Source organism: Sporosarcina sp. NPDC096371 (assembly GCF_044762865.1).
In the GTDB taxonomy this organism is placed as follows: Bacteria; Bacillota; Bacilli; order Bacillales_A; family Planococcaceae; genus Sporosarcina.
Genome location: NZ_JBIWFE010000007.1, coordinates 190,513 through 212,320, shown reverse-complemented (window position 1 = coordinate 212,320; position 21,808 = coordinate 190,513). Strand labels below are relative to the sequence as shown.

Annotated in this window: 19 protein-coding genes; 3 read left to right on the top strand and 16 right to left on the bottom strand. The window is 39.4% G+C overall.

What is annotated here, in order from left to right:
* Positions 1 to 30: 30 nt before the first annotated feature.
* From ACIQ0H_RS17655 to ACIQ0H_RS17645, 3 genes are all read right to left on the bottom strand, one after another.
* Positions 31 to 897 carry a YitT family protein gene (locus tag ACIQ0H_RS17655; protein ID WP_403417581.1) on the bottom strand — a complete coding sequence of 289 codons (867 nt, stop codon included), beginning with the start codon at positions 895 to 897 and terminating at the stop codon, positions 31 to 33.
* 256 nt (positions 898 to 1,153) lie between these two features.
* On the bottom strand, positions 1,154 to 1,456 hold the full coding sequence (locus ACIQ0H_RS17650) for a YunC family protein (protein ID WP_403417579.1): 303 nt from the start codon (positions 1,454 to 1,456) through the stop codon (positions 1,154 to 1,156).
* A 104-nt stretch (positions 1,457 to 1,560) separates the two neighbouring features.
* Positions 1,561 to 3,663, bottom strand: a complete 2,103-nt coding sequence (locus ACIQ0H_RS17645) for a transglycosylase domain-containing protein (protein ID WP_403417576.1) — start codon at positions 3,661 to 3,663, stop codon at positions 1,561 to 1,563.
* 427 nt (positions 3,664 to 4,090) lie between these two features.
* On the opposite strand from ACIQ0H_RS17645, the gene ACIQ0H_RS17640 reads away from it, so the two are divergent.
* A complete protein-coding gene (locus ACIQ0H_RS17640; RefSeq protein ID WP_403417574.1) occupies positions 4,091 to 4,519 on the top strand; it encodes a hypothetical protein in 429 nt (142 codons plus the stop codon).
* A gap of 3 nt (positions 4,520 to 4,522) precedes the next feature.
* A complete protein-coding gene (locus ACIQ0H_RS17635; RefSeq protein WP_403417571.1) occupies positions 4,523 to 4,819 on the top strand; it encodes a YxcD family protein in 297 nt (98 codons plus the stop codon).
* Positions 4,820 to 4,898: 79 nt separating this feature from the next.
* Here the strand turns inward: ACIQ0H_RS17635 and ACIQ0H_RS17630 are convergent, their stop codons facing one another.
* The 13 genes from ACIQ0H_RS17630 to ACIQ0H_RS17570 all read right to left on the bottom strand — a co-directional run bounded on the left by ACIQ0H_RS17630 (position 4,899) and on the right by ACIQ0H_RS17570 (position 20,164).
* Positions 4,899 to 6,323 carry an MATE family efflux transporter gene (locus ACIQ0H_RS17630; RefSeq protein WP_403417568.1) on the bottom strand — a complete coding sequence of 475 codons (1,425 nt, stop codon included), beginning with the start codon at positions 6,321 to 6,323 and terminating at the stop codon, positions 4,899 to 4,901.
* Positions 6,324 to 6,429: 106 nt separating this feature from the next.
* Complete coding sequence (locus tag ACIQ0H_RS17625) at positions 6,430 to 7,533, bottom strand: GNAT family N-acetyltransferase (protein ID WP_403417566.1); 1,104 nt, start codon at positions 7,531 to 7,533, stop codon at positions 6,430 to 6,432.
* A gap of 14 nt (positions 7,534 to 7,547) precedes the next feature.
* Entirely contained in the window at positions 7,548 to 8,498 is a 951-nt protein-coding gene (locus tag ACIQ0H_RS17620) for a GNAT family N-acetyltransferase (RefSeq protein ID WP_403417564.1), read from the bottom strand.
* A gap of 17 nt (positions 8,499 to 8,515) precedes the next feature.
* Positions 8,516 to 10,111 (bottom strand): FAD-dependent oxidoreductase, encoded by a 1,596-nt coding sequence (locus ACIQ0H_RS17615; RefSeq protein ID WP_403417561.1) that lies wholly within the window; start codon positions 10,109 to 10,111, stop codon positions 8,516 to 8,518.
* Positions 10,101 to 11,807 (bottom strand): alpha-glucuronidase family glycosyl hydrolase, encoded by a 1,707-nt coding sequence (locus ACIQ0H_RS17610; RefSeq protein WP_403417559.1) that lies wholly within the window; start codon positions 11,805 to 11,807, stop codon positions 10,101 to 10,103. The genes ACIQ0H_RS17615 and ACIQ0H_RS17610 overlap by 11 nt, the downstream gene beginning before the upstream one ends.
* A 50-nt stretch (positions 11,808 to 11,857) precedes the next feature.
* Positions 11,858 to 12,832, bottom strand: a complete 975-nt coding sequence (locus ACIQ0H_RS17605) for a Gfo/Idh/MocA family protein (RefSeq protein WP_403417557.1) — start codon at positions 12,830 to 12,832, stop codon at positions 11,858 to 11,860.
* A complete protein-coding gene (locus ACIQ0H_RS17600) occupies positions 12,829 to 13,539 on the bottom strand; it encodes a hypothetical protein (protein ID WP_403417554.1) in 711 nt (236 codons plus the stop codon). The genes ACIQ0H_RS17605 and ACIQ0H_RS17600 overlap by 4 nt, the downstream gene beginning before the upstream one ends.
* Positions 13,540 to 13,552: 13 nt before the next feature.
* Positions 13,553 to 14,395, bottom strand: coding sequence for a sugar phosphate isomerase/epimerase family protein (locus tag ACIQ0H_RS17595; protein WP_403417552.1), 843 nt, complete (start codon positions 14,393 to 14,395; stop codon positions 13,553 to 13,555).
* Entirely contained in the window at positions 14,392 to 15,966 is a 1,575-nt protein-coding gene (locus tag ACIQ0H_RS17590) for an FAD-dependent oxidoreductase (protein WP_403417549.1), read from the bottom strand. Before ACIQ0H_RS17590 ends, ACIQ0H_RS17595 begins: the two co-directional genes overlap by 4 nt.
* On the bottom strand, positions 15,967 to 17,019 hold the full coding sequence (locus tag ACIQ0H_RS17585; protein ID WP_403417547.1) for a Gfo/Idh/MocA family protein: 1,053 nt from the start codon (positions 17,017 to 17,019) through the stop codon (positions 15,967 to 15,969).
* Positions 17,020 to 17,080: 61 nt separating this feature from the next.
* Positions 17,081 to 18,079 (bottom strand): zinc-dependent alcohol dehydrogenase, encoded by a 999-nt coding sequence (locus ACIQ0H_RS17580; RefSeq protein WP_403417544.1) that lies wholly within the window; start codon positions 18,077 to 18,079, stop codon positions 17,081 to 17,083.
* Between the two features lie 12 nt (positions 18,080 to 18,091).
* A complete protein-coding gene (locus ACIQ0H_RS17575; RefSeq protein WP_403417543.1) occupies positions 18,092 to 19,147 on the bottom strand; it encodes a dihydrodipicolinate synthase family protein in 1,056 nt (351 codons plus the stop codon).
* Positions 19,148 to 20,164, bottom strand: coding sequence for an NAD-dependent epimerase/dehydratase family protein (locus ACIQ0H_RS17570; protein WP_403417540.1), 1,017 nt, complete (start codon positions 20,162 to 20,164; stop codon positions 19,148 to 19,150).
* 236 nt (positions 20,165 to 20,400) lie between these two features.
* Between ACIQ0H_RS17570 and ACIQ0H_RS17565 the strand changes: the two genes are divergently transcribed.
* The gene (locus ACIQ0H_RS17565; RefSeq protein ID WP_403417538.1) at positions 20,401 to 21,759 is read left to right on the top strand and encodes a hypothetical protein; all 1,359 of its coding nucleotides are present in this window, start codon (positions 20,401 to 20,403) and stop codon (positions 21,757 to 21,759) included.
* Positions 21,760 to 21,808: the final 49 nt, after the last annotated feature.

Sequence of the window (21,808 nt, the reverse complement as noted above, 5' to 3'; positions counted from 1 at the left end):
TTGAAGGGAATGATACTTTTTTCTAGATAATCAATGTTTTTTGCTGACGACTTCGCCTTCTCGTCGAAAGAAGCCAAAAATCCCTACCGTTTGAACCACATTCGTAAAGGCATGTGGATCGACTTCCTTAATAATCGTTTCTAAATCATATAGTTCATAACGTGTGATCACCAGATACAGCATACTTTTATCTTCTTTTGAATAAGCACCTTTCGCAGGAAGAATCGTTATCCCTCGTACCATTTTGTTGTGAATGGCTTGTTGTAATTCTTCTGCTTTGTGTGTCACAATCATTGCTGTCACCTTTTCATGGCGTGTATGAATCATATCGATGACTGCCGTCGTAACATACAATGTTAACATCGTATACAATGCGTTTTCGGGTTCATAGACGATTCCGGCCAACACGATAATAACGCCGTTAAGTAATAAAAAGTACATGCCAATCGGTTTATCTTGTAAACGTGATAAGACCATCGCAACAATATCCATACCGCCTGTAGAAGCACCTAATTTTAATGATAACCCTATACCCACTCCAGCGATTACGCCACCAAATACGGCATTTAAAATAATATCCTCGGATACGGACAGAACAGGCAGGATTTCCATAAAAAGAGTTGCAAAAATAACGGAAACAATACTATAGATGGTAAATCCTTTTCCTACCTTAAACCATCCTAATATAAAGACCGGAATATTAAATACCAACAATAAAATACCAGTGCTGATACGAATGCCTACATAATCTTCAAAGACACTAGACGTCAACTGTGCAGCACCGGCAAATCCACTTGCATAGACATTTGCATTGATTAAGAAAAAGTTAAGAGATATAGCGACTAATAAAGAACCGAAAATCACTACCATAATCCGTTTTGCTTCGATAAAAAACATATGTACCTCCCCGATAGTATGAATGAAAGTGAATCATAACGACCTCGCTCATCCAGCCCGAAAATAGTTTAAGGCTCATTTTACCTAATTTCTCGTTGAATTGGTACAGTTACGAATGAAAGAAAGCTTTGTGTACATGAAATACTTTATGGAAAGAAAGAGACGCCCTCCTGGATGTCTAATCATTCTCTATGATCAGTCGGAGGCCGCCCTTCTTAAACCAACTATAGAAGTGAGACACATCTGCTGTATAAAGTTACACCATTTTCAACAAAGCTTGTTCTCCACTCATCCCCGCATAAATACCAAGTTGTTCCGCTTCAAGTGTAACCGATTCAAGTGGCGCTTTTAGCAATTGCTCAATGGTCTTCACACCGACCGCTCGACCCGCAACTATTTTCCGATCTTGTAATTGTGTATTTAGAAGTCCTACATCTAGTGCACCACACATAATGTAACCTTTGTCATTCGAAACCGTTAACAATGTCGTTTTCGGTAAACGAACAGTTACTGCCGTATACGAATAGTCCCCAAGTACAATTGGCTCCATTGAAACCATCTTACCCACCCCTTCCTTCTCTATACATATGGGGGAAGAAGGGAAGATGTTAAAAAATCTTAAGAAAGGGTTAATAAGCGGTGAGCAGTTGACTTTTCTATTTATCAGCTATTTCCCCCCTCTTTCTCTTTCTCTTTCTCTTTCTCTCTTTTCTTCTTTTCTTTCTCTTGCTCCCTTTTTTCTTTCTCTTGCTCCCTTTTCTCCTTTTCTATTCCTTTTTCTTTCTTCTTCTCTTTATCTTTCATCTTTTCTTTCTCTTTTCTCTGCTCTTTCTTTTTTTCTAGTTCCTTTTTCTGCTTCTCAATCAATGGCATACTAAATTCTTTCGTAGGTAATTCACTCATGGATTTAGATAGGATTTGTTGGAAAATAGATGGTGCTGTGAAACTACTAGTCGATGTCAGGTAGTGTTCGGTATCGGTTTTATCATACCCTAACCAAATTGCACCAACGATATCTGGTGTATATCCGATAAACCAATGATCCTTCGATCCATCTGAGCCGGAGAAAGGGAGCTGCGTGGTACCCGTTTTTCCAGCTACCTCTAAACCGGAAATTTGTGCCCTCTTAGCTGTCCCTTGTTCTACAGCACCTTTCAGCATAAAGGTGATTTTCTGTGCAATTTTAGGTTCAGTTACTTGAATAGACTTTTCACTCCATTTTCCAATCACTTTACCTTCTGAATCTTTTATTTCCGTAATGGCATGGGCTTCCATCATTAATCCATCGTTTGGAAAAGCAGAAAAGGCCTGAGCCATTAACAGGGGGGATGTGCCTTGTTGCAAGCCACCTAACGCTAGACCAAGATTTTGATCATTTTTTTCTAATGGTATTCCAAATCGTTCAACACTACGCACACCATTTTCAATCCCAATTTTATGTAACAGCCAGACTGGTGGTATGTTGTAGGAATTTACTAGTGCATCATACATGGTAACTTGTCCACGATATTGTCTATCATAATTTCGGGGTGTATACCCATTTATATTTATTGGTTCATCTGCCAACATATCAGAGATTTCATAGCCTTGCTCCAATGCAGGAGTGTAGACGGCGATAGGTTTTAATGTCGATCCCGGTTGTCTAATTAACTGCGTAGCATTATTAAAACGCCCATACGTATATTCTCCCCTTCCACCAACCAGTGCACTAATTCCACCCGTTTTAGGATTAAGGAAGATTGACCCGCTTTGAATTAGTTGATCTGGCTTACTAGCCGGAAAATTGTTTTCATCCTGATACACTTCTTCAATCGCATCTTGAAGTACAGGATTCAATTCTGTATAAATGTGAAGTCCTCCAGATAGCACTTCATTTTTAGTTAAATGATACTTTTTTACTGCCTCATCAATAATATGGTCAACATAATACGGATATTTTCCTTTATAATCCACATTCGTGTTATCTGTTAACACAATTTTTTGTTCGATTGCCTGATCAAAATCAGTTTGAGTAATATACCCTTCGCTTTTCATTAAAGAAAGTACAATGTTCCGTCGTTTAACTGACTTTTCCATGCTTTTATAAGGCGAAAAGTGTGTCGGAGCCTTTATGATCCCCGCTAATGTAGCAGATTCATTTAATGTTAGTTCGCTTACATCTTTTCCAAAATAGACTTGTGCTGCTCGTTGAACGCCCCATGCTCCTTCACCAAAATAGATTTGATTTAAGTAGCGTTCCATAATTTCATTCTTTGAATAGTCTCTTTCAATTTTTTTTGTTAGAATAACTTCTTTAAACTTACGTGTATAGGTACGTTCTTGGGTTAGGAATACATTTTTCGAAAGCTGTTGAGTGATCGTACTCCCTCCGGCGACAACTTCTCCTTTTAGTAGGTTTTGAGTCAATGCCCGTGCAATGCCAAAGTAATTAATACCGCTATGTTTGTAAAATTGTTGGTCCTCTGTAGAGATAACCGCTTCAATTAGTTCTTTAGGAATTTGTTCAATATGAACTCCCTCTATGTTTGAATTAGAAATTTTACTGGCAACCTCTCCATTTTGATCATAAATAAATGTTGGTCTTGGTTCGGGTTCTTCTAATTTACTCACATCACTTGATGCGATTAGCATATTAACTACTAACAGACCGCATATGACAGCACCAATAATACCGAATAAAAGTTTCTTTAGTAGTTTTCTTGATTTACACCATTTCCTAAATGCTGTAAACCGTTTCTGTTGTTGTCTGTGTTCTAGTCTCCCCAAATGAATGCCACCTTTTTTATTGAAATTAAACAAAACATAATTACATAAACCATCCTAATTCTAATGTCTACCTAAAAGCTTTTAATAAAAATATGCAAAAATAGAGATGGTCACATCATCAATCAATACAAACCTAAATTTTAACACAATAATTATGTCTTCGTTAACAGTATCCTTTTATCCAAAGCGTTTTATGTAATTATCCCTAAATTGTCAGAATAATATTAGTTAGATCGTTTGCCTTTTACTTACAGAACAATCACTTCAAATCCTACGGTTATCCCCTATTACGTAAAAATCATTCAAAATCTAATTACATAATAAAGTGAAACTTTCTTTGGTTTATATCGTAAAATAGTATAGACTAGAAATGAAGGTATGTACTAGTTGTAAAAATCGCATACCTAATCAATGGAGGGTTTAGAAAGTGAAAAAATTATTCGCAGCTTTACTTGTCATCACGCTACTCGTATCACCGATTGGAAACTATGTTTTCAACGACCATCCGACTGCTGAGGCGAAAAAGTACAAATCAGGAAAAAAGAGCTATAATACAACGAATGATAGTAAAACTACTAATTCGAATGTTCAAAAGAAAGAAGATAACTCCTCAACAACAAACAAATCGACAACGACTAAAGACAAAAAAGGTGGTTTTATGTCTGGCGGTCTTATGAAAGGTCTATTTATAGGCGGGTTGGCTGGTTTGCTATTCGGTAGTCTTTTTGCCAACATGGGCATATTGGGATCTATACTTGGCTTCGCCATCAATGCGTTAGCGATCATCTTCTTAGTCGTTATCATACGGAAAATCTTTGTCCTCTTGAAGGCTAAAAAAGAAAGAAGAGATTATTAATCCATGGAGAGATTAATCCTTTCTGAGCAAAATATTATTAATGCAATCTGTTTTTATCATGCTCGCAAAAAATATGTCATACCTGAACAAGTGGAAGTAGAGCTTTTCTACGACGATGAAGAAGAGCAAGGTTTTTCTGCAGAAGCCTCGGTAAATGGACAGCAACAGGTGTTCATGACGCCCGACCTGATTGCAGCACTGCGTCTATGGATTGATGAATTTTTGAACAGAGATCCCTTCGCAGCAAGGATTGAATTACTGTTTGATAATGATGAAGGAATTACCGCGGCAATTTATTAAGCCCATTCATACAGAGAAAAGCAGCCATTCACTTATATGGCTGCTTTTCTTTATAACTGTATACAATTATGTGGACATGTCACCCGACATCCTTATTCGGCGATACCAGGGCATATCTTTCCCATCTTCTGCTTTTCCATCTAAAGTACATTATGACTGCTCGTGTCCATTCATCTGCCGCAATGGCTAGCCATACACCGACGAGCCCCATGTTTAATTCAAACACTAAAAAGTAGCCTAATGGCAAACTCATAGCAACCATCGAAAAAGCCCCAATAATGACCGGATATTTTGCATCTCCAGCTGCACGTAATGAGGAAATAACAATAATATTAATCGTACGCCCTGTCTCAAGTAAAATACTTAGCAATAAAACAGAAGCCCCTATATTAATAATGTCCTCATTGTCTGTAAATAGCCCCATTAATGGATAGCGGAATAGGATCACGAGTGTTACCATAGACACCGTGAATAGTAGTGCCCATTTGACACTTGACCAAACGCTTGTATACGCCTGATCTTTCTCATTCCCACCAACAAACCGTCCAACAATAATCGCGGTCCCCATACCGATCGCAATAGCGAACAAATATGTAAACATAGAAATATTCACCGCGTACTGCCTAGCAGCTAATGATTCTGCGCCTAAGTACGTTACATAATACAAAAAGACAATTTGACAACCTTGATACATGACTTGCTCAAACGCAGAAGGAATACCAATCTGTAATATTTTTCGAATGTATTCCTTGGACAATGTTATATAATAACGCCACTCAACTCGGTACTCCATCACCCGATAAAGCAACCAAAAGAACACAAGTAACGCTAGAAAACGGCTAACAACAGAAGAAATGGCCGCCCCCTGCACACCTAATTCTGGAAATCCAAATTTCCCGAAAATCAGTGCATAGTTACCCACTACGTGAAAAATATTCATACCTAATGACACAAACATCGTTTGTTTCGTAAAGCCATGCACACGAATAATAGCTGACAATGAGTTGATGATGGCTTGTAAGAAAATTGCTCCACCAACGATGACTAAATACTTTGAAGCATGTTCTAACACATCGCCTTGTAAATTCATCGCGATCATCATATGCCTTGAGAACATGATAAAAATAACACTCATGAGAAGCCCAACAATTAAATTCAACGTAACCGCTAATGCAGAAATCTTTGAGGCTTCGAGATACCTTTTCGATCCAAGATATTGTGCGACAACAATCGCCGCCCCGTTCCCAACAACTTCAAGGATTAGAATAGCAATGTGCACATACTGATTGGCTGCCCCTACACCCGACACGGCATCATCTGATAATGCACTCAACATGAAAGTGTCTGCTATACCCATTAACATAAAAAGAAAAACTTCTAAAAAAATAGGCCAAGTAAGATGAAATAAATTTAGTTGCTTCATGGAACTTTTTTTCGTGTTGGTTTCTGTCATTAAAATACCTTCTTTTCTATATCCAGTTTCAAACAAGACATAGTTTACCATAGTTTTTGAATACAAACTATATTGAATATACTTAAAACGCTTTCATTTTATTATAAAAAAAATCAGCATCCTCTTCTATGATGAAGTAGGTGCCGATTTATGATACTTAAACAAAATACATACCCTCTGTATATGGCAATGGAATCGGAAAAATCGTTTGTAGCTCTTCATCCAAGTTTTCCCCCTGTGGATCAAACAATAGTCTCACTAAATCTTCTAGCGTCAGTACTATTTTTGATTCATGATTATAATGAAGAATTACATGATGGTCATCCACTTGTTCGACGGAGAGACTGTGGGCTAATGCAGGATTTCTCGCGCATAAATAAGGCTTCAACTGTTCAATCAGTCTTACTGCATTCACAATATGAATGGTTCCAGCATTCTGTAGCTCCTCACATGGATACTCGCTTACTTCTTCGAAGAATTTCTCATGCCATGGAATCGTCAGTTTGATTTCTTTCACAGGATTAGCTTCTAACATGTTTTGTAAAATTCCATAAACTGCTTTAGAATTACCGCCCCACTCGATTACAATCGCATGGTCTTTTGTACTAGCCGGGGTAGGCATAGCAATCACCGCATACCCTTCTACCACACCATTACAGGCTACATATAACGCCTGATCCATCTTAAATATACTCGAATAGCCCCCAGCCTTTATCAGGACCTGCCATTCCCAAATACTACTATCAAACCGAACATTCGTTGCTCGCCTAAGACAATCTATCTGAAGAATATCACTTGGCTGACCCTTGCGTACTTCTCCTTCATACTCCCCTTTATGTTCACTCGTTTTACCAATTGTATAGGCATAGGTTTTGCCAAACCGATAACATTGATTTCGTAAATACATGCCACGATCACCAGAGACAAGTATTAATGATGCAGTCGCTTCATCGACATTGTGATAAATTTCTTGTAAAATCATTGTCGATATGCCTTGTTGTCGATAGGCTTCATGCGTACAAACAGATCCTAGTGAAAAAACAGATAACGTAGCTTCACCAACCCGAATGGTTCCAGGCACTAGTCCGATAAAGCTCACTAATTTTTCTCCATCAAAAGCACCATAAGATTGCTTAAGCACCGTTGAAAAAACATGCGGGAATGCCTGCCCCATTGAGAGATGTCCTTCTTCACGAAATGTATCATCAGCTAAGCGAATTGCTTGTTCAAATTCCTTTGCTTCCAGTCGTCGAATTTCCATTCTACACAGCCTTTTCAAGTAATGTTTTTTAAATAAACCCCATACTTTTTCCACGGATTAAAATCTAGCTTTTGATAGAAGTCTACCAAAATGGTCCAATCAATAATGATTGTTTCGATATGTCGTCGTTGTAGATAAACCATTGCCGCTTGAACAATGGCTAAACCATAGCCTTGCTTTTGTTGCTCTGGATCGATGCCTAATGGTCCGATTCCGCCAACTTCCTGTCCAAATAGAGGGCTCCAATAGACATTTTGTGCAATGAACGGTGATTGACTGTCATTTATTCTACAAAAACCAATAATGCGACCTTCCTTTTTAGCAACGACAAATTCCCGCCCATCCCCAGCCATTTCAAAGTATTTCATCGTTTCATAGACCCATCTTCCTGGAAAACATTTTACTAGAAATGAAATCAGATCCGCTTCTTCCTCTTTTTTTAGGATTGAAAATGTGACTGACTCATCCTCGGGTAAGTCATATTTTTTATCCAAATGATTAAGTAAGTCGTAGGTGTCTATTCTTTTGTCATAGCCATGTTTTTCTACCCATTTTTGTGTCGCCTGATATTGATCCGGTATACCTGAGAAATAGTGAAAAGGATCTCCGGCCAATTGCACTTCCTCAATACCATTACCCTGTAAATCTGCTTCTGCACGTTTAAGTAGCTTTGTTCCAATCCCTTTTCCACGATGAGCACTGTCTACTAACAGCACTTGGATCCAGCCTCTTTTAGGATCCATCTGCACACCTATTTTTTCTTGCCATCGTTTAGTAACGACAAATCCAATCACATAGTCCTGATCGTCTACTGCCATATATGAACTGTTATTGGAAACGTTAACATCATCAAAACTATTTTGCTGAAACAATTCTTCACGCATCGGAAAATCAACGGCCAGTTCTTTATTCCATAACGCTACTAACTCATCTAAGCGATTTCGATTCCATGCTATCAATTTCATCTTTGACCCTCCTATCGTTATTCTTTCCCAAACGTTGCTGCCATTCGCTTAATCGGATCGTCTTGTCGATCAGCGCCCCACTCGACAACTTGGTTTGCCTTTAACAACTCTTTCTTCAATTCTTCGTACTTGACGTCTTGAACTGTAGTTTTATGTTTATAGGCAAGAGCTGCCGCCGCCGCGGCTGACTGACCGAGAATCATAAATACCGGTTCCATTCGAATCGAACCATAAGCAATATGTGAACAGGATAGACAAACTGGGACTAGTAGATTTGTACATTCCTCAGCCTTTGGTCGAATCGAGCGATATGAAATCTCATAAGGACCAATGGCTACCTGAACGTCTCCCTCATTTACGCATCTGCCATCAATGACTACACGCCTGCAATTATGTGAATCCATATGAAACGATGCTAAACCAATTGAGTCTTTTACGAAGGTCTGTTGCAGGCAATTGCGATCTGTCATGACATAATCAGAAATCATTCTCCGTCCTTCACGAATATAGAGCTGATGTGGCCAGTGCCCTGTCTCCTCAAACTCATCTTTCGGTAAGCCCCAGGTAGCCATCTCCTCACGTATAGCATCTGGAACACGTGCATCATTCGCTAAAAAGTACAACATACCGAGATCATAGTTTAGATGGTCTTGAAAGATTTCCTCACGTCTTTCATAACTACCTTCCGGCCAATCATAATTCCTCCCCAAATTATCGGTCGAAATGGCACCATAATTATTTAAATCTGATTTTCCGTTTGGCAGCATTGTATGAAGGTTCATTGCATCCCAAACACCCGCATGAATATAGCGTAGTAACAGTTGATATCGTTCTGCATCATACTGTGGTGGCTTTGGGAAAGGAACACGAATTTCTTTTTCCTGTGTCAAGCAAATCCTGAAATTATATGCCTGAATCCGACGATCTCCTTGCCCTTGATAGCCCAATTGTTTAGGATTATCCTCTGTAATTCCAGGTAATAGTCCGCTAGCTGGCTGCCCTTCAACAACATAAGGATCTATCCACTTCTCGAATTTATGATGAGGCGCACCAAACTGAATCCCATTATAAATTTCTTGATACGTTACATTCGACTCCCGCCCCACAAAATAGCTAACATCAGATTTAGCTAATAAATCACCTTCGTAACTACAATCCAAAAAGAACTTTCCTTTATAACGATTGCCATCTTCCACTCGAATTTCTATTATCTCCCCCTCTTCTTTGACAACTTCCGCTAAATGCTGGTTAAGATAAACAGGAATATTATAGTCTTTCATCCATTGATTAAACACATGCTGGGCCGCCTTCGGTTCGAATGTACATTGTTTTTCTTTTTTGTAGTATTTCGCAATTTCTTGATAAAATTCTTTAGAAAGTCCACCAACCGCATCTTCTGCACCAAGATCCGTAGCACCCAATCCACTCGCTGTCATCCCACCGATATGATGACTGAACTCAACGATTGCAACTGTTAGACCCATTCTTGTTGCTTGAATAGCTGCTGTGATTCCGGCAGGTGTCCCCCCGTAAATGATAAGATTTTTTTCAATAATGATGGCGTTTTCCAGCTTTTCCGTTGGTATATAATAATGTAATTGACTAAAACCCATTCTCGAAACCTCCCTTTAAAGCCCATTCAGTACTAGAGTTTTTAACAATCTTTTTTAGATAATAAAAGTAAATCCACATCATTTCTTGCGCCGCACATACAAGATCATGTTCCTTCATTTGAATTTCTAATAAAGGCTCAATTCCTGCTAATTCCCATTTGTTCAAGCGTTCATAAACTGTGTCCAAAAATGTACATATCACTTTGGCATGCACTGATTCTTGTATTTTTTCAGGATCGATAACTCTAGCCGGAAATAATTGCGCATTCCATTTGGTATGAAGAGAAACAAGTCTCTCTAGTTCTAAAATCATCTCGTAGAACGCCACATTATGATCATTGAATATTGCGAAATATTCTTCCGCAATTACTTCATACTCTTCTCCCCAGGAAATCCTGGTGTACATATAATTATTCAAATGATGAATCCATTTCCAAGGGTAGTTAACCATTCGATCAGGTTGTTTTGGATGCGGTGGAACAATCAAATTTAACACGCCGTTAATAGGCAACTGTTTATAATCATGTAAATCCTGCTGAATTCTCATAAGGAGCGGAGGAAAAAGTTCCGATAACATGAAATGATCGCTGTAATACTCAATAACAGTCAGTGACTTCCTCTTTTTTTCAGTTTCCTTGCTCCAGTCCTGTAACGCTACGTAAGCCCTTTCTTGTCGAGGTTCTTTTCCATCAATTGCCGATGAATAATCTCTTCCCCAATAAGCATACAAAACATCGACTTGGTCGGAGGCCTTGGTTTGATTTTCCCTTTCTAACATGTTCCAAGACAGACCGGCATTGTAGACAATATATTCTACCTCTACAGCTAGCTCTTCCTTATGAAGCGCTGACTTCAATTTTTCTGTGAATCGAATATAAGTTGGTAAAAATCCGCTGGCATTTTTCTCATCAATTCCGATGTCTTCTGGCCACAATGAGATTCTAGTAATTACTTTATTCTCCAAACAGATTGCAACAATTTTATCGATGACTTTTTCTTGAAGGTATGTATTTTCAGCAAAAAACTTTAGTTTTTCGTCTTTCTTTAGCATGTCACCATTCGTGTCTTTTTGGATCTCCTTAAGCAAGTAACTTAAACTATGCCCACCTAAAGTGACATGAACACCCCGTTTTCGCAAGGCAGGGGTCACATACGATTTTATGTCATCCCATAAGAAAAACGTAAAGAAATACTCGTTCTGGCCATTTTTAACGCCCCAATCAATGAGGGATAGGATGTAATCCGGATCATTAATCGTTTCAATAATATTACCGCGCCTAGCAAACAATGGCTCGTGCACATTTAGTTTATCTGTCATAGGAGACTTCGGTTTAACGATTGTCTCTTTGTCTAGCTGAATCCACTGATAGCCAAATCGCTGTCTACAATACATATAAACCCCATATAGAATTGAACGGACCTCATTCCCAATGATCCACAGATCTTTGTCTGATCTAACAAATGCAAAACCATCATCATTTACCGTGATTGTTTTTTTCATATCTACCGATGCATGGTAGCCATTGGTTGTTATCAATATGATTCTATTATGATTTTCAGTGGTTTCAGTGTAAGCAACTTGATCACCAATCTTACTTTCACATCCAGCTGCTCTCATTAACCTTGTTAATTCTTCTACGGCAAACAAAATGGTTTCGTGAGTATCCCAATAAATAATTTTATCTATGATGATCAACGCCTTTCTTGATTCAACAATAAAAGGACACATATTCGTGCCCTATCGACTTACAGTTCAATAACCTTTTGCAATTCATTTGACTCATACGCTGCCAATGAAACTTCCAATGATTTCAGCCCATCATAGCCGGTGATAGATGGTTCTCTTCCTTCTTTTACACAATGAACAAAGTCTTTGATTAATCCAAAGTCCATATCATTGCCATAAAAGACATGTTCCAATGATTTCTCCCCACTGACGAACATTCTGAAGTATTCACTAAAAGCATCGACTTTCACTGTTTGTTTCGTCCCAATCACTTCGATTGTTGCATCACCCCATGTTGGGTATTGTGCAAAACGAGACCAACTTGCATCATGTGAAGCGATAACCCCATTTGCAAATTCCAATGTGAGAATACCTGCATCATCAATCGCTATATTATGAAAATAGGAATCGACAATGGCCTTGACCTCTGTTACTTCTTCCTGTAAATACCAACGCATTATATCAACCATATGTACGGTATGATCTAATACAGCCCCGCCACCTGATTGTTGTTCATCAATGAACCAACCACCGGGATTTTGCCCACGATTTGTCGTCCGAAATGCGACAATATCCCCTAGTTCACCTTTATCAATCATTCCTTTTAACTGTTGAATCGGTGAGCTGAAGCGCACTGGATACGCAATTTGCAAAATAACACTTTGTTCTTGGCAGACTTGAATCATTTCTTGGGCGTCTGCCAAATTAGTAGCAATCGGCTTCTCACATAAAATATGCTTCTTAGCCTTCGCAGCCTGAATAACCAGTTCTTTATGGCAATTGTTTTCACTACAAATAATGACCGCATCCATATCTAATGCTAGAAATGCTGCTTGATCACTGTAATGAACCGTCTCATATCGGTTTGCAACCTCCTGTCCTCTTTCTTCATTGTCATCAAAAATTCCGACTAACTCAACGTCAGGTAATTTCTTCAGACTATCCGCATAACTATATGCATGCATATGCGCAAAACTCATTATGCCAATCTTCAAACAGGAGCACCTCCATTGATAAGCTTGCTATAATCATTCAATTGAACAATGAGCTCCTGGTTTACTTTTCGTGCAGATGCTAAAATAGCATCGACCGAGTAGCGTAGTTGAAAAGTTGACTGGATTGGCTTCATTTGCTCACTATCAAATTCAAGTATCTGTAGAATACCACTCCATTCAAGCTCAATCTTCTCTTGATCCGCTACTGTATATTCAATATGAGCCATCGTTCCACCACCAAAATTTATCATAATAATGGTATGTGATGGTGTTACAGATAGATTGGTCTGTTTTACTTGAACATCCTGAGGCTTGCCTAGCAAGGAAGACAAAACATATAAATCACCTGCAAGCAATGATCGTTTTCCACCATGCTTAACGATTCGCCTAAATCGAAGAACCCCTTTAGGTTTCTGTTCTTTCCCGATAACTTCTTTTACTTTTTGATAAAATGGATAGCTTTCTAAATCAAAATACACATACTGTCCCATATGCTGATGAGCAGCTGTTAACGCAAAAGCGGGTATATATACTTCATGGTCACTACTTTCTAGCACTTTCATCTGTTCCTCTGAAGTCGCTAACACATATGTAATCCCATCGCTTGCCGCATTTTTCAGTTGGTCAACAGACTCTATTACGCGTACATTTTCTAATGTACTCCGAATGTCTATCTTCTCTAGGCTAGCAATTATAATTTTCGTCATTACGTCAATCCCCCTATTCCAATAGGTTTCTTAAACGATGAATAGCTACTTCATTTGCCTTTTTCGCATCATCGTGACCTTCGTACTCAATTGATAACCAACCATCATAGTGTATGCCTACTAATCCGCCTACAATGTAAGCTAGGTCGACTTCACCATCTCCAGGAATCACGTCAATTAATTCCAATCCTTCTGTTGAACGGAATCCACGTAGGAGCTCCTCTCCCACTTTTTCACGAAAATCTTTAAAATGAACATGAACGATGTCATTTTTCAACACCTCAAATGCAACTGTCGGCTTTTCATGAACAAGCAAAAAATTCCCTGAATCAAATGTTGATCTTACGTATGGACTATTCACTATTTTTATAATCTCGCTTACTTGCTGACTTTTACCCGCTAATAAACCATGATTTTCAATCGCCAAATAGACTTGCTCTTGTTCAGCTACTGCTGCACATTGTTTTAGACTTTCGATAATCCAAGCCGCCCCTTTTTCATATGTTACATCGCCATGGATATCACCACAAAATACGCGGACAATATTCGTTCCCAATTTTTTTGCCACTTCAATGCCGTTCAGAACCTTGTTGACTTCTTCCGCACGTTCTTCACGAGATTCTTTTACAAAATCATTTGTGACATCGTATGCCGACACTTGTAAGTTATAGCTTTTCAACGCTGTTCGTACTTGCTCGATTTCTTGCTCTTTATCTTCTTTATTGGCCCAATAGAAATCGAGCAGTTCCACCCCATCTAATGAGATGCGATTTGCATAGTCAATAAAATCGACAATTGACCAGTTTTCTTTTTTTATAGTAGAGGCAAGACTATACATACTTACACTAATTTTCATAAGGTACCCCCGGATTCATAAAATTCTTTTGGCCATTCTAATTCAAAGCCATCTGCCCGTAGCTGGTCTTGAAACGCTGTTAACAGCTGTTTATTTTCACGAACTAATTTAGGGTCCACCTTATTTTTTATACAAAAAGCAACTAGAGCCCCGCATGCTTCACCGATATTCCATTCCGTTGGATGAAGGCGATAACAACCATTTGTGATATGTGTGGTTCCAATATTTTTACAGCCAGCTAACAGGTTATTTGTATCTTTTGGAATCAGCGCACCTAATGGAATATGGAATGGTAATGCTTCTATATCCAAATAAGTTCTTCCTGCCATGCTTGGATGTAAATCGATACTATATGAACCTATCCCTATCCGATCTTCATACATTTTCCCCGTTTTCCCTTCATTAAAATGAGGGGAAACATCCTGTTCTACGATTGTATATTCCGCCTTTATCCGTCTGGATTCCCTAATATAGGGAGCTTTTGCTAGCCCATCTTCAGTTGCAAAGAGATCTTTACGAAGCTTCAATCCTGGATATCCGATGCCACCTTCAGGCCGAGGTGCTTCGGTTTGTAGCCAATAAAGAAGTGACAAACTTAACTGCTTTGCTTGGTAGCTATTTTTCTCTTTTTCAGCTACTGAGACATCATAAATGTTCCCTAAGAAATAATCACTTTGCGGCCAATTCATGAGACTGACATCGCCTGCATTTACCGCTGTATACCATTGTTGCTGGTCAAAAATTCGTCGGTATTCCCATAACGGAAAACCTGTCTCTTGACGAAAAAGCGTGTATTCTCTTTTCTCCTTCGTAATCGGATGTGGCGCAAAAAAGCTTAAATACTTATCTGGCCATATATCCGGTTGGAATTTTTTCCAAAAAGGGTACATCTCAGGCTCCGGAATCGAGTGGTCTTCCCCATGCCGATATTCCATCCCAAGTACATAGGTGAATGCTTGAATATCATTAGGATCCGCGATTTCCAATGCATGCGGTTCATTTGTATCCACTTTTGCTTCCGCCCCTGTTACATATTCCACATCCGCTAATGGTAAAAGATCTCCAGTTTCTGTTGCATCGATGAAATAGGACGCAGTAACCGTTTCCTCTTTTCCTGTCACTGAATTCTTATAGGTGACACTATTTAACGTCCTGTCACTCTTTTTAATTGAAGTAGCCGAGGTGTTTAATTTGATCGTCAGCTGCCCTGTTAAGGCATACGGCATGAGCATTTCTTCTAATACATGTAGGCTCACCCTTGGATCATGACAAATGCTGCTAACCAAACCATTCCCCGGATTACACAGGGTTGTCGTCATCTTTACATCCATTATGCGTAAATACGTTTCCCGGACTTTCTGACGGTACTCCTGATACCTCCGTGTTGAACCACAGGCTTCAATCCATGGATGCTCATCAGGTGGTACACCTTGTGAAGTAACTTGACCACCAATCCAGTCGGTTTCTTCAGTAAGCAATACATGTAGACCCTTAGCACATGCCGATAATGCGGCCGCACACCCGCCAAGACCACCACCGATAATGACAACATCCTTATCCACCATGTCCATTTACAAATAAACCTCTTTACCTGTTTTTGCAGATTCGTAGACGGCATTCAACATTTTCATGACTTGCACACCGTCTGCAACAGGTGCAATCGTTTCTTTTCCTTCTATACAGCAGTCCACGAAGTGGTTGATTTCATTTCTAAAGGCTCCTTCAAAATCAAAGCTAAGACTATCAATTTGTGGGGTTATATTTAAAATCGTATTGTTTTTTTCAGTCACCATTGCTAATTCCGGTTCGATTTCAGCGCCACCTTTTTCACCAAATAATTTAACGGATAACTCATCTTTTTTCGCATGAAGTGTAAAACTAACATCCACATACAAAGATGCACCATTGTCGAACCGAATGAGAGCATTTGCTAAATCCTCTACATTATTGACTGTTGGATTATAGTCAGCTGCCTGATAGAAGGATAAGCATTCAATATGACTGCGATTGCCGAGCTTTGAATACGTATTTCCGCTAACAGAGACAGGACGCGGTTTCCCCATCAAATACCAACTAATATCAATCATATGCACCCCTAAATCAATGAGAGGTCCTCCACCCGATTTAGATTTATCACTAAACCAGCCTCCTGGATTACCCAGTCTTCTTAAACAAGAAGCCTTGGCATAATAGATTTCACCAAATTCATCTTGGTCGATAAATTCCTTGAGAATTTTTGTATTATCCCCATGACGTCTGACAAAACCGACCTGTAATAACTTCCCTGATTTCTCAACTGCCGCTTGGACAGCTAATGCTTGATCGACAGTCATACTTAATGGTTTCTCTACTAAAACATGCTTTCCTGCTTCTAATGCCGCAATAGCAATCTCTGCATGGGTATTGTTCCAAGTACAAATACTCACTGCATCTATGTCCTCATTCTTCAACAGTTCTTCATAACTGCTATACAGCACTGTGACACCATAGCACTCACCCGCCTCGGCTAGTCGTTGCTCATTGCTATCACATAGCGCAAGCAATTTCACACCGACATTTTTCAAATAGGGCTTAATGTGAAACTCCGATATAGATCCTCCACCGATAACGCCAACTTTCAACATCTGTAACACTCCCTTCTATATGATAGATACCATACGTGTATAGGTTGATTTCAATTACGAATTAATAGTTAATAATTTTCGTCAAGGACGTTGACTTCGTATTGATCAACCCGTCATAAGCGGCCGGCGCATCATAAAAATCAACTTCATCAGTTAAAAATGATTGGACATTGATCCGTTTGTCATTAACTAAACGTAAATATTCCGCTACATTTCTTCCCTCTGTCCAGCGTACATAGCCATATGGATAATCGATTGCTTGCCTCTCATACACGGGGTCATAGCGCCCGGGACCACCCGCTCGTGATATCAAAATTTGCGCTTCCTTAGTAAACAGTAAATCCCTTGGGAAGTCTGGTTCTATATCACCGACAATCACCACTTTCCCCTGAGGTCGAATCCATATTAAACTTTGATGCGTCAATGTTGAACGTTTACCACCTGCACACAATAGAACTGCATCCGCCCCTCGATTGTTCGTGCATTTTGCTATTTCGCTTTCCATCTCTGAAATCGTAGAAAACGAACGAATATGTTCGTCCTTCTGTAGCATTGTTACTCGTGCTGAATCAATATCAAAAGCCACCACATTATAGGCAGCGGCATTAGCTATTTTTGCAATCATTTGACCCAGTAAGCCTAGTCCAACGATCACCACCGTCTCCCCAAACTCAAGTTTGGCGACCCTTAGTGCATGAATCGCAATCGCGCCTATACCTGCTAACGCAGCTTCCTTGGGCTCTACGCCAGCAGGAACTTTTGCACATAACGTAGTTGGCACTACTAGATATTTTGAGTGTCCGACATAAGGGGCACCGTAACAAGCAACGAGATCGCCTTGTAAATAATCATCAACGCCTTCACCACACTCCATCACAACTCCGACTGCACTGTAGCCTAAAGTGATTTCTCGATCATCACTTATTCTAATCAGGCTTAGTTCAGTCCCAGGCGAAATGGCCGAATGAAGGTTCTTTATGAGTAGAGAAGATGGTCTAATTGCTGGTTTTTCCGATTCTATAATATGGACTTTTTGACCGCTTGCCACAATGGTTTTCAAATCACTCACTCCTTACTTACTGAACCATTTGGCTAAGTTTTTTTTGACAAATGCATCATCGTGCAAATGAGGATATTCAGCATAGACACGATCGATTTCTTCCATTTGATTTGGGCTTAATGTTTCCTTATCAAGTAAACACCAGCGTCCCTTCAAAAGTCCTTGTCTTGCTAATACCTCATTAATACCTGCGATGCTGCCTTTGAATTGATTATTCGAATCAAAAAATGCAGCGTTGGCATCCGTTATTTCTTGCCCCAATGTTAAGAGTTCACATGGAATTTGACCGGCGGTTCGAGCGTCTTTTATTTGATTAAAGATATCCACTGTTTTTTTTGTCCATACGGACCAATGCCCAAGTAATCCACCAACAATTTGTTTCTCAACCTTTTCACCGTTTACGTTTATACGATAGGTCGTTAGCAAATCACTCACAATATTGTCATCATTTCCCGTATAGATAGCAATCTCTTCGTTTCTTGATGAATGGCAAACCGCCCGAACCACATCAAGCGTTTGATAGCGGTTGAAAGGTGCGACTTTAATCCCATGGACATTTGGCATATCCGCAAGCTGTCTCCAAAAATCATAAGATAGCTTGCGCCCCCCTACAGCTGGCTGCAAGTAAAAACCTATTACTGGAATTATCTCAGCCACTTTTTTAGTCCGAGTCAGCAATTCTTGCTCGGAGGCATTTTGCAAACCTCCCATACTCAACAACCCGAAGTCGTAGCCAACCGCTTTGATAAATTTCGCCTCTTTGATCGCCTGTTCAGTAGGTCCACTAATCCCACCAATTTTGATAAATGAATCACCAACTTGTGCTTTCTCCATCTCCTCTATCGCAAGGGTTAATACCTTTTCAAATAAGTTAAACTCTGGATCACGAATTTCAAACTGAGTTGTATGGACACCGACAGCAATTCCACCCACTCCAGCATCTATATAATAGCGAGTCAGTGCACGCTGACTTGCTTCATCCAACTGTCGAGTTTCTGTTAACGCAAGTGGATGTGCTGGAATAACTACTCCCTCATGTAATTGTTTTTTCACAGTAGGATTCAACATTTAAAATGCCCCTTTACGCTCTTGGAAATGAGTTGGTTTATTATACGTTTCACCATCATGGATTAACCAATCTGCCGTCATATCAATCATTTGTTGTAGGGTTACTTTTGGATAGTCGAATAATTGATGCGCTTTGGAAGCATTATTTAATAATGCTGTCGGTTGTTCTTCATTGACAAATAGTGGTTTCTTATCAAATCGCAACCCGAATTCCTCAGCCAACCAACGGACTGAAATGGTTTCTGGTCCAGTGACATTTACGATTTTTGGCGGCGTTGCACAGTATAGTAATGATCGCACGGCGTATTCGTTCGCATCACCTTGCCAAATAACGTTTACGCTTCCCATTGTGAGATCAATAGCTTTCCCTTCTAACACATGTCGAGCGATTTCTAATAACACCCCGTACCTCATATCGATTGCATAATTGAGTCGGAATAGCACCATAGGGGTGTCATTGGTACGCGAGAAATTTGTCAGGACACGCTCTCTTCCCAAGCAAGACTGTGCATACTCGCCGATTGGACTCGGTGCTGTCTCTTCTGAACAATTGCCACTCACCACATTTGTTAGTGGATAGATATTCCCTGAAGAAAATGCAACAATTCGAGATTTTTTAAACTTATCTGCGATTCGCCCAGGTACATAAGCATTCATCGCCCAAGTAAAATGTTCATTGCCAGCAGTTCCAAATTTATTGCCTGCCATAAAAATTATATTTTTAACATCCGGTAGTGATTGCAGTTGTTCATCGTTTAATAAATCAACAGCAATGGTTTCGATGCCAAAGTCCTCCAACTCTTTTTGTAAACTTCCAGAAGAAAATCGAGAAACCCCAATCACCTTTTTATCTAAACCGGCTAGATCAATCGCTCGTTTCGTCATCTTCGCTAATGTGGGCCCCATTTTCCCACCAACACCTAAAATTAAAATATCGCCATCTAGCAACCTTAAATCATCGATTAGTTCCGAAGATGGTTTTGTCATAAATTCCTCAAGCTCTGTAAGTGTCTTCATTTCCTCACTCCTATTTGTTTTTATACAGAAAATATTATCAGATATTTCCAAACTATCATTCATTCACATTGTATGTAGAGTGCCATTAAAAGACAAGTCTTAATTAGGTCTTTTAATCAAGGAAGACGCTTATCTTTATTCAACGTTATCATTCCACACTTTTGACAGAGTTATCAGAAGAAAGTATGATGGACAAAATAACAGATTAAAAGACATTGATAAGGAGGTAACTGTTTATGTTAAAAACAAATAAAATGCAAGGTAATTCAGATATCAACATCGGGATTATTGGACCAAAAGTGCTTATTGATCAAACACGGCAAACATTGAAAGCTTTTCCCAATTTCAAGCCGTTTTTTCAAGTTATCGAGTCAAGCAGTCTACTACCAGATATTACAAAAAAAATAATGAATGATGTAGAAGTATTAATGTTCACTGAATATCACTCGTACTATAGCGTTCAACAAGTCCTAGATTTCACTATCCCGGTGCATCATATGCCATTAATGGGCACTGGACTTTACAGATCTTTATTTATTATTAAAAATAGACACAGTTTAAAATGCCTATCCATTGATACAGTTGAAGAGAAGTATGTCGAACAAATTTTATCCGAGCTTGAAGAAGATAACTATGAACTCCTTGTCTCTAAAAACCCCTCACAAAATACCATCATCGAGGATGTTGTACAATTCCATCTACACAACTTCCAACAACATAATGCCATTGCACTTACCGGGATACAGGATGTCGCTAACCGATTATCCGAACTCGATATTCCTCATGAATGGGTAACACCGACTCAGCAAGACATGATTGTTTCATTGGAACGGGCCCTACTAGCAACGAACACACGAAGAAACAAAGAATCGCAAATTGTCTTCGGCTTAATCGATATCGATAATTTTAAAGGCGTAACGGAAAAGTATTCTTCCGAACATGATGTTCAATTATTAAAATTAAACATTCAACAAATGCTTCTCGATTACATTAAATTGCTGGATGGTCATCTCATCAATTCAGGCGGTGAAGAATATTCATTCATTACGACTCGCGGCATTTTTGAACGCGAAACCAGGGGCTATAAATTCATCCCTTTACTCCAAGATGTCAAAAGTGAACTTGGCATTACGATTAGTCTAGGTGTTGGCTTTGGCCGTACCGCTGCGGAAGCAGGCAATCATGCACGACTAGCCCTTCGCCAATCAAAAGATTCAGGCGGCAATGTGTGCTATATTGTTCGGGAAGACCGCAGTGTGTTAGGTCCCGTCGATATAGCGACACATACACAATATGAAAGATACAATTTAGCGATTACTGATCCCCATCTGTTAGATAAAGCCGAAAAAGCAGGAATGTCCGCATCCTACATGACAAAATTAATGGCGCGTGTATCTAGGCATAAAAAAATTGATTATACAGCGCAAGAATTAGCTTCAACACTCAACGTCACCATTAGAAGCGCCAACCGGATTCTATTAAAATGGATGGATGCTGAACTGGTTGATATTATTGGCGAAGAAAAAGTAACTCATAAAGGAAGACCACGGCGTATTTATCGCCTCAGTTTCATTGAAGAGGAGCTCATGTCATAAACACTGCAACGCGCCGATGGGAATACAGTTATTTTTTCCTATCGGCATT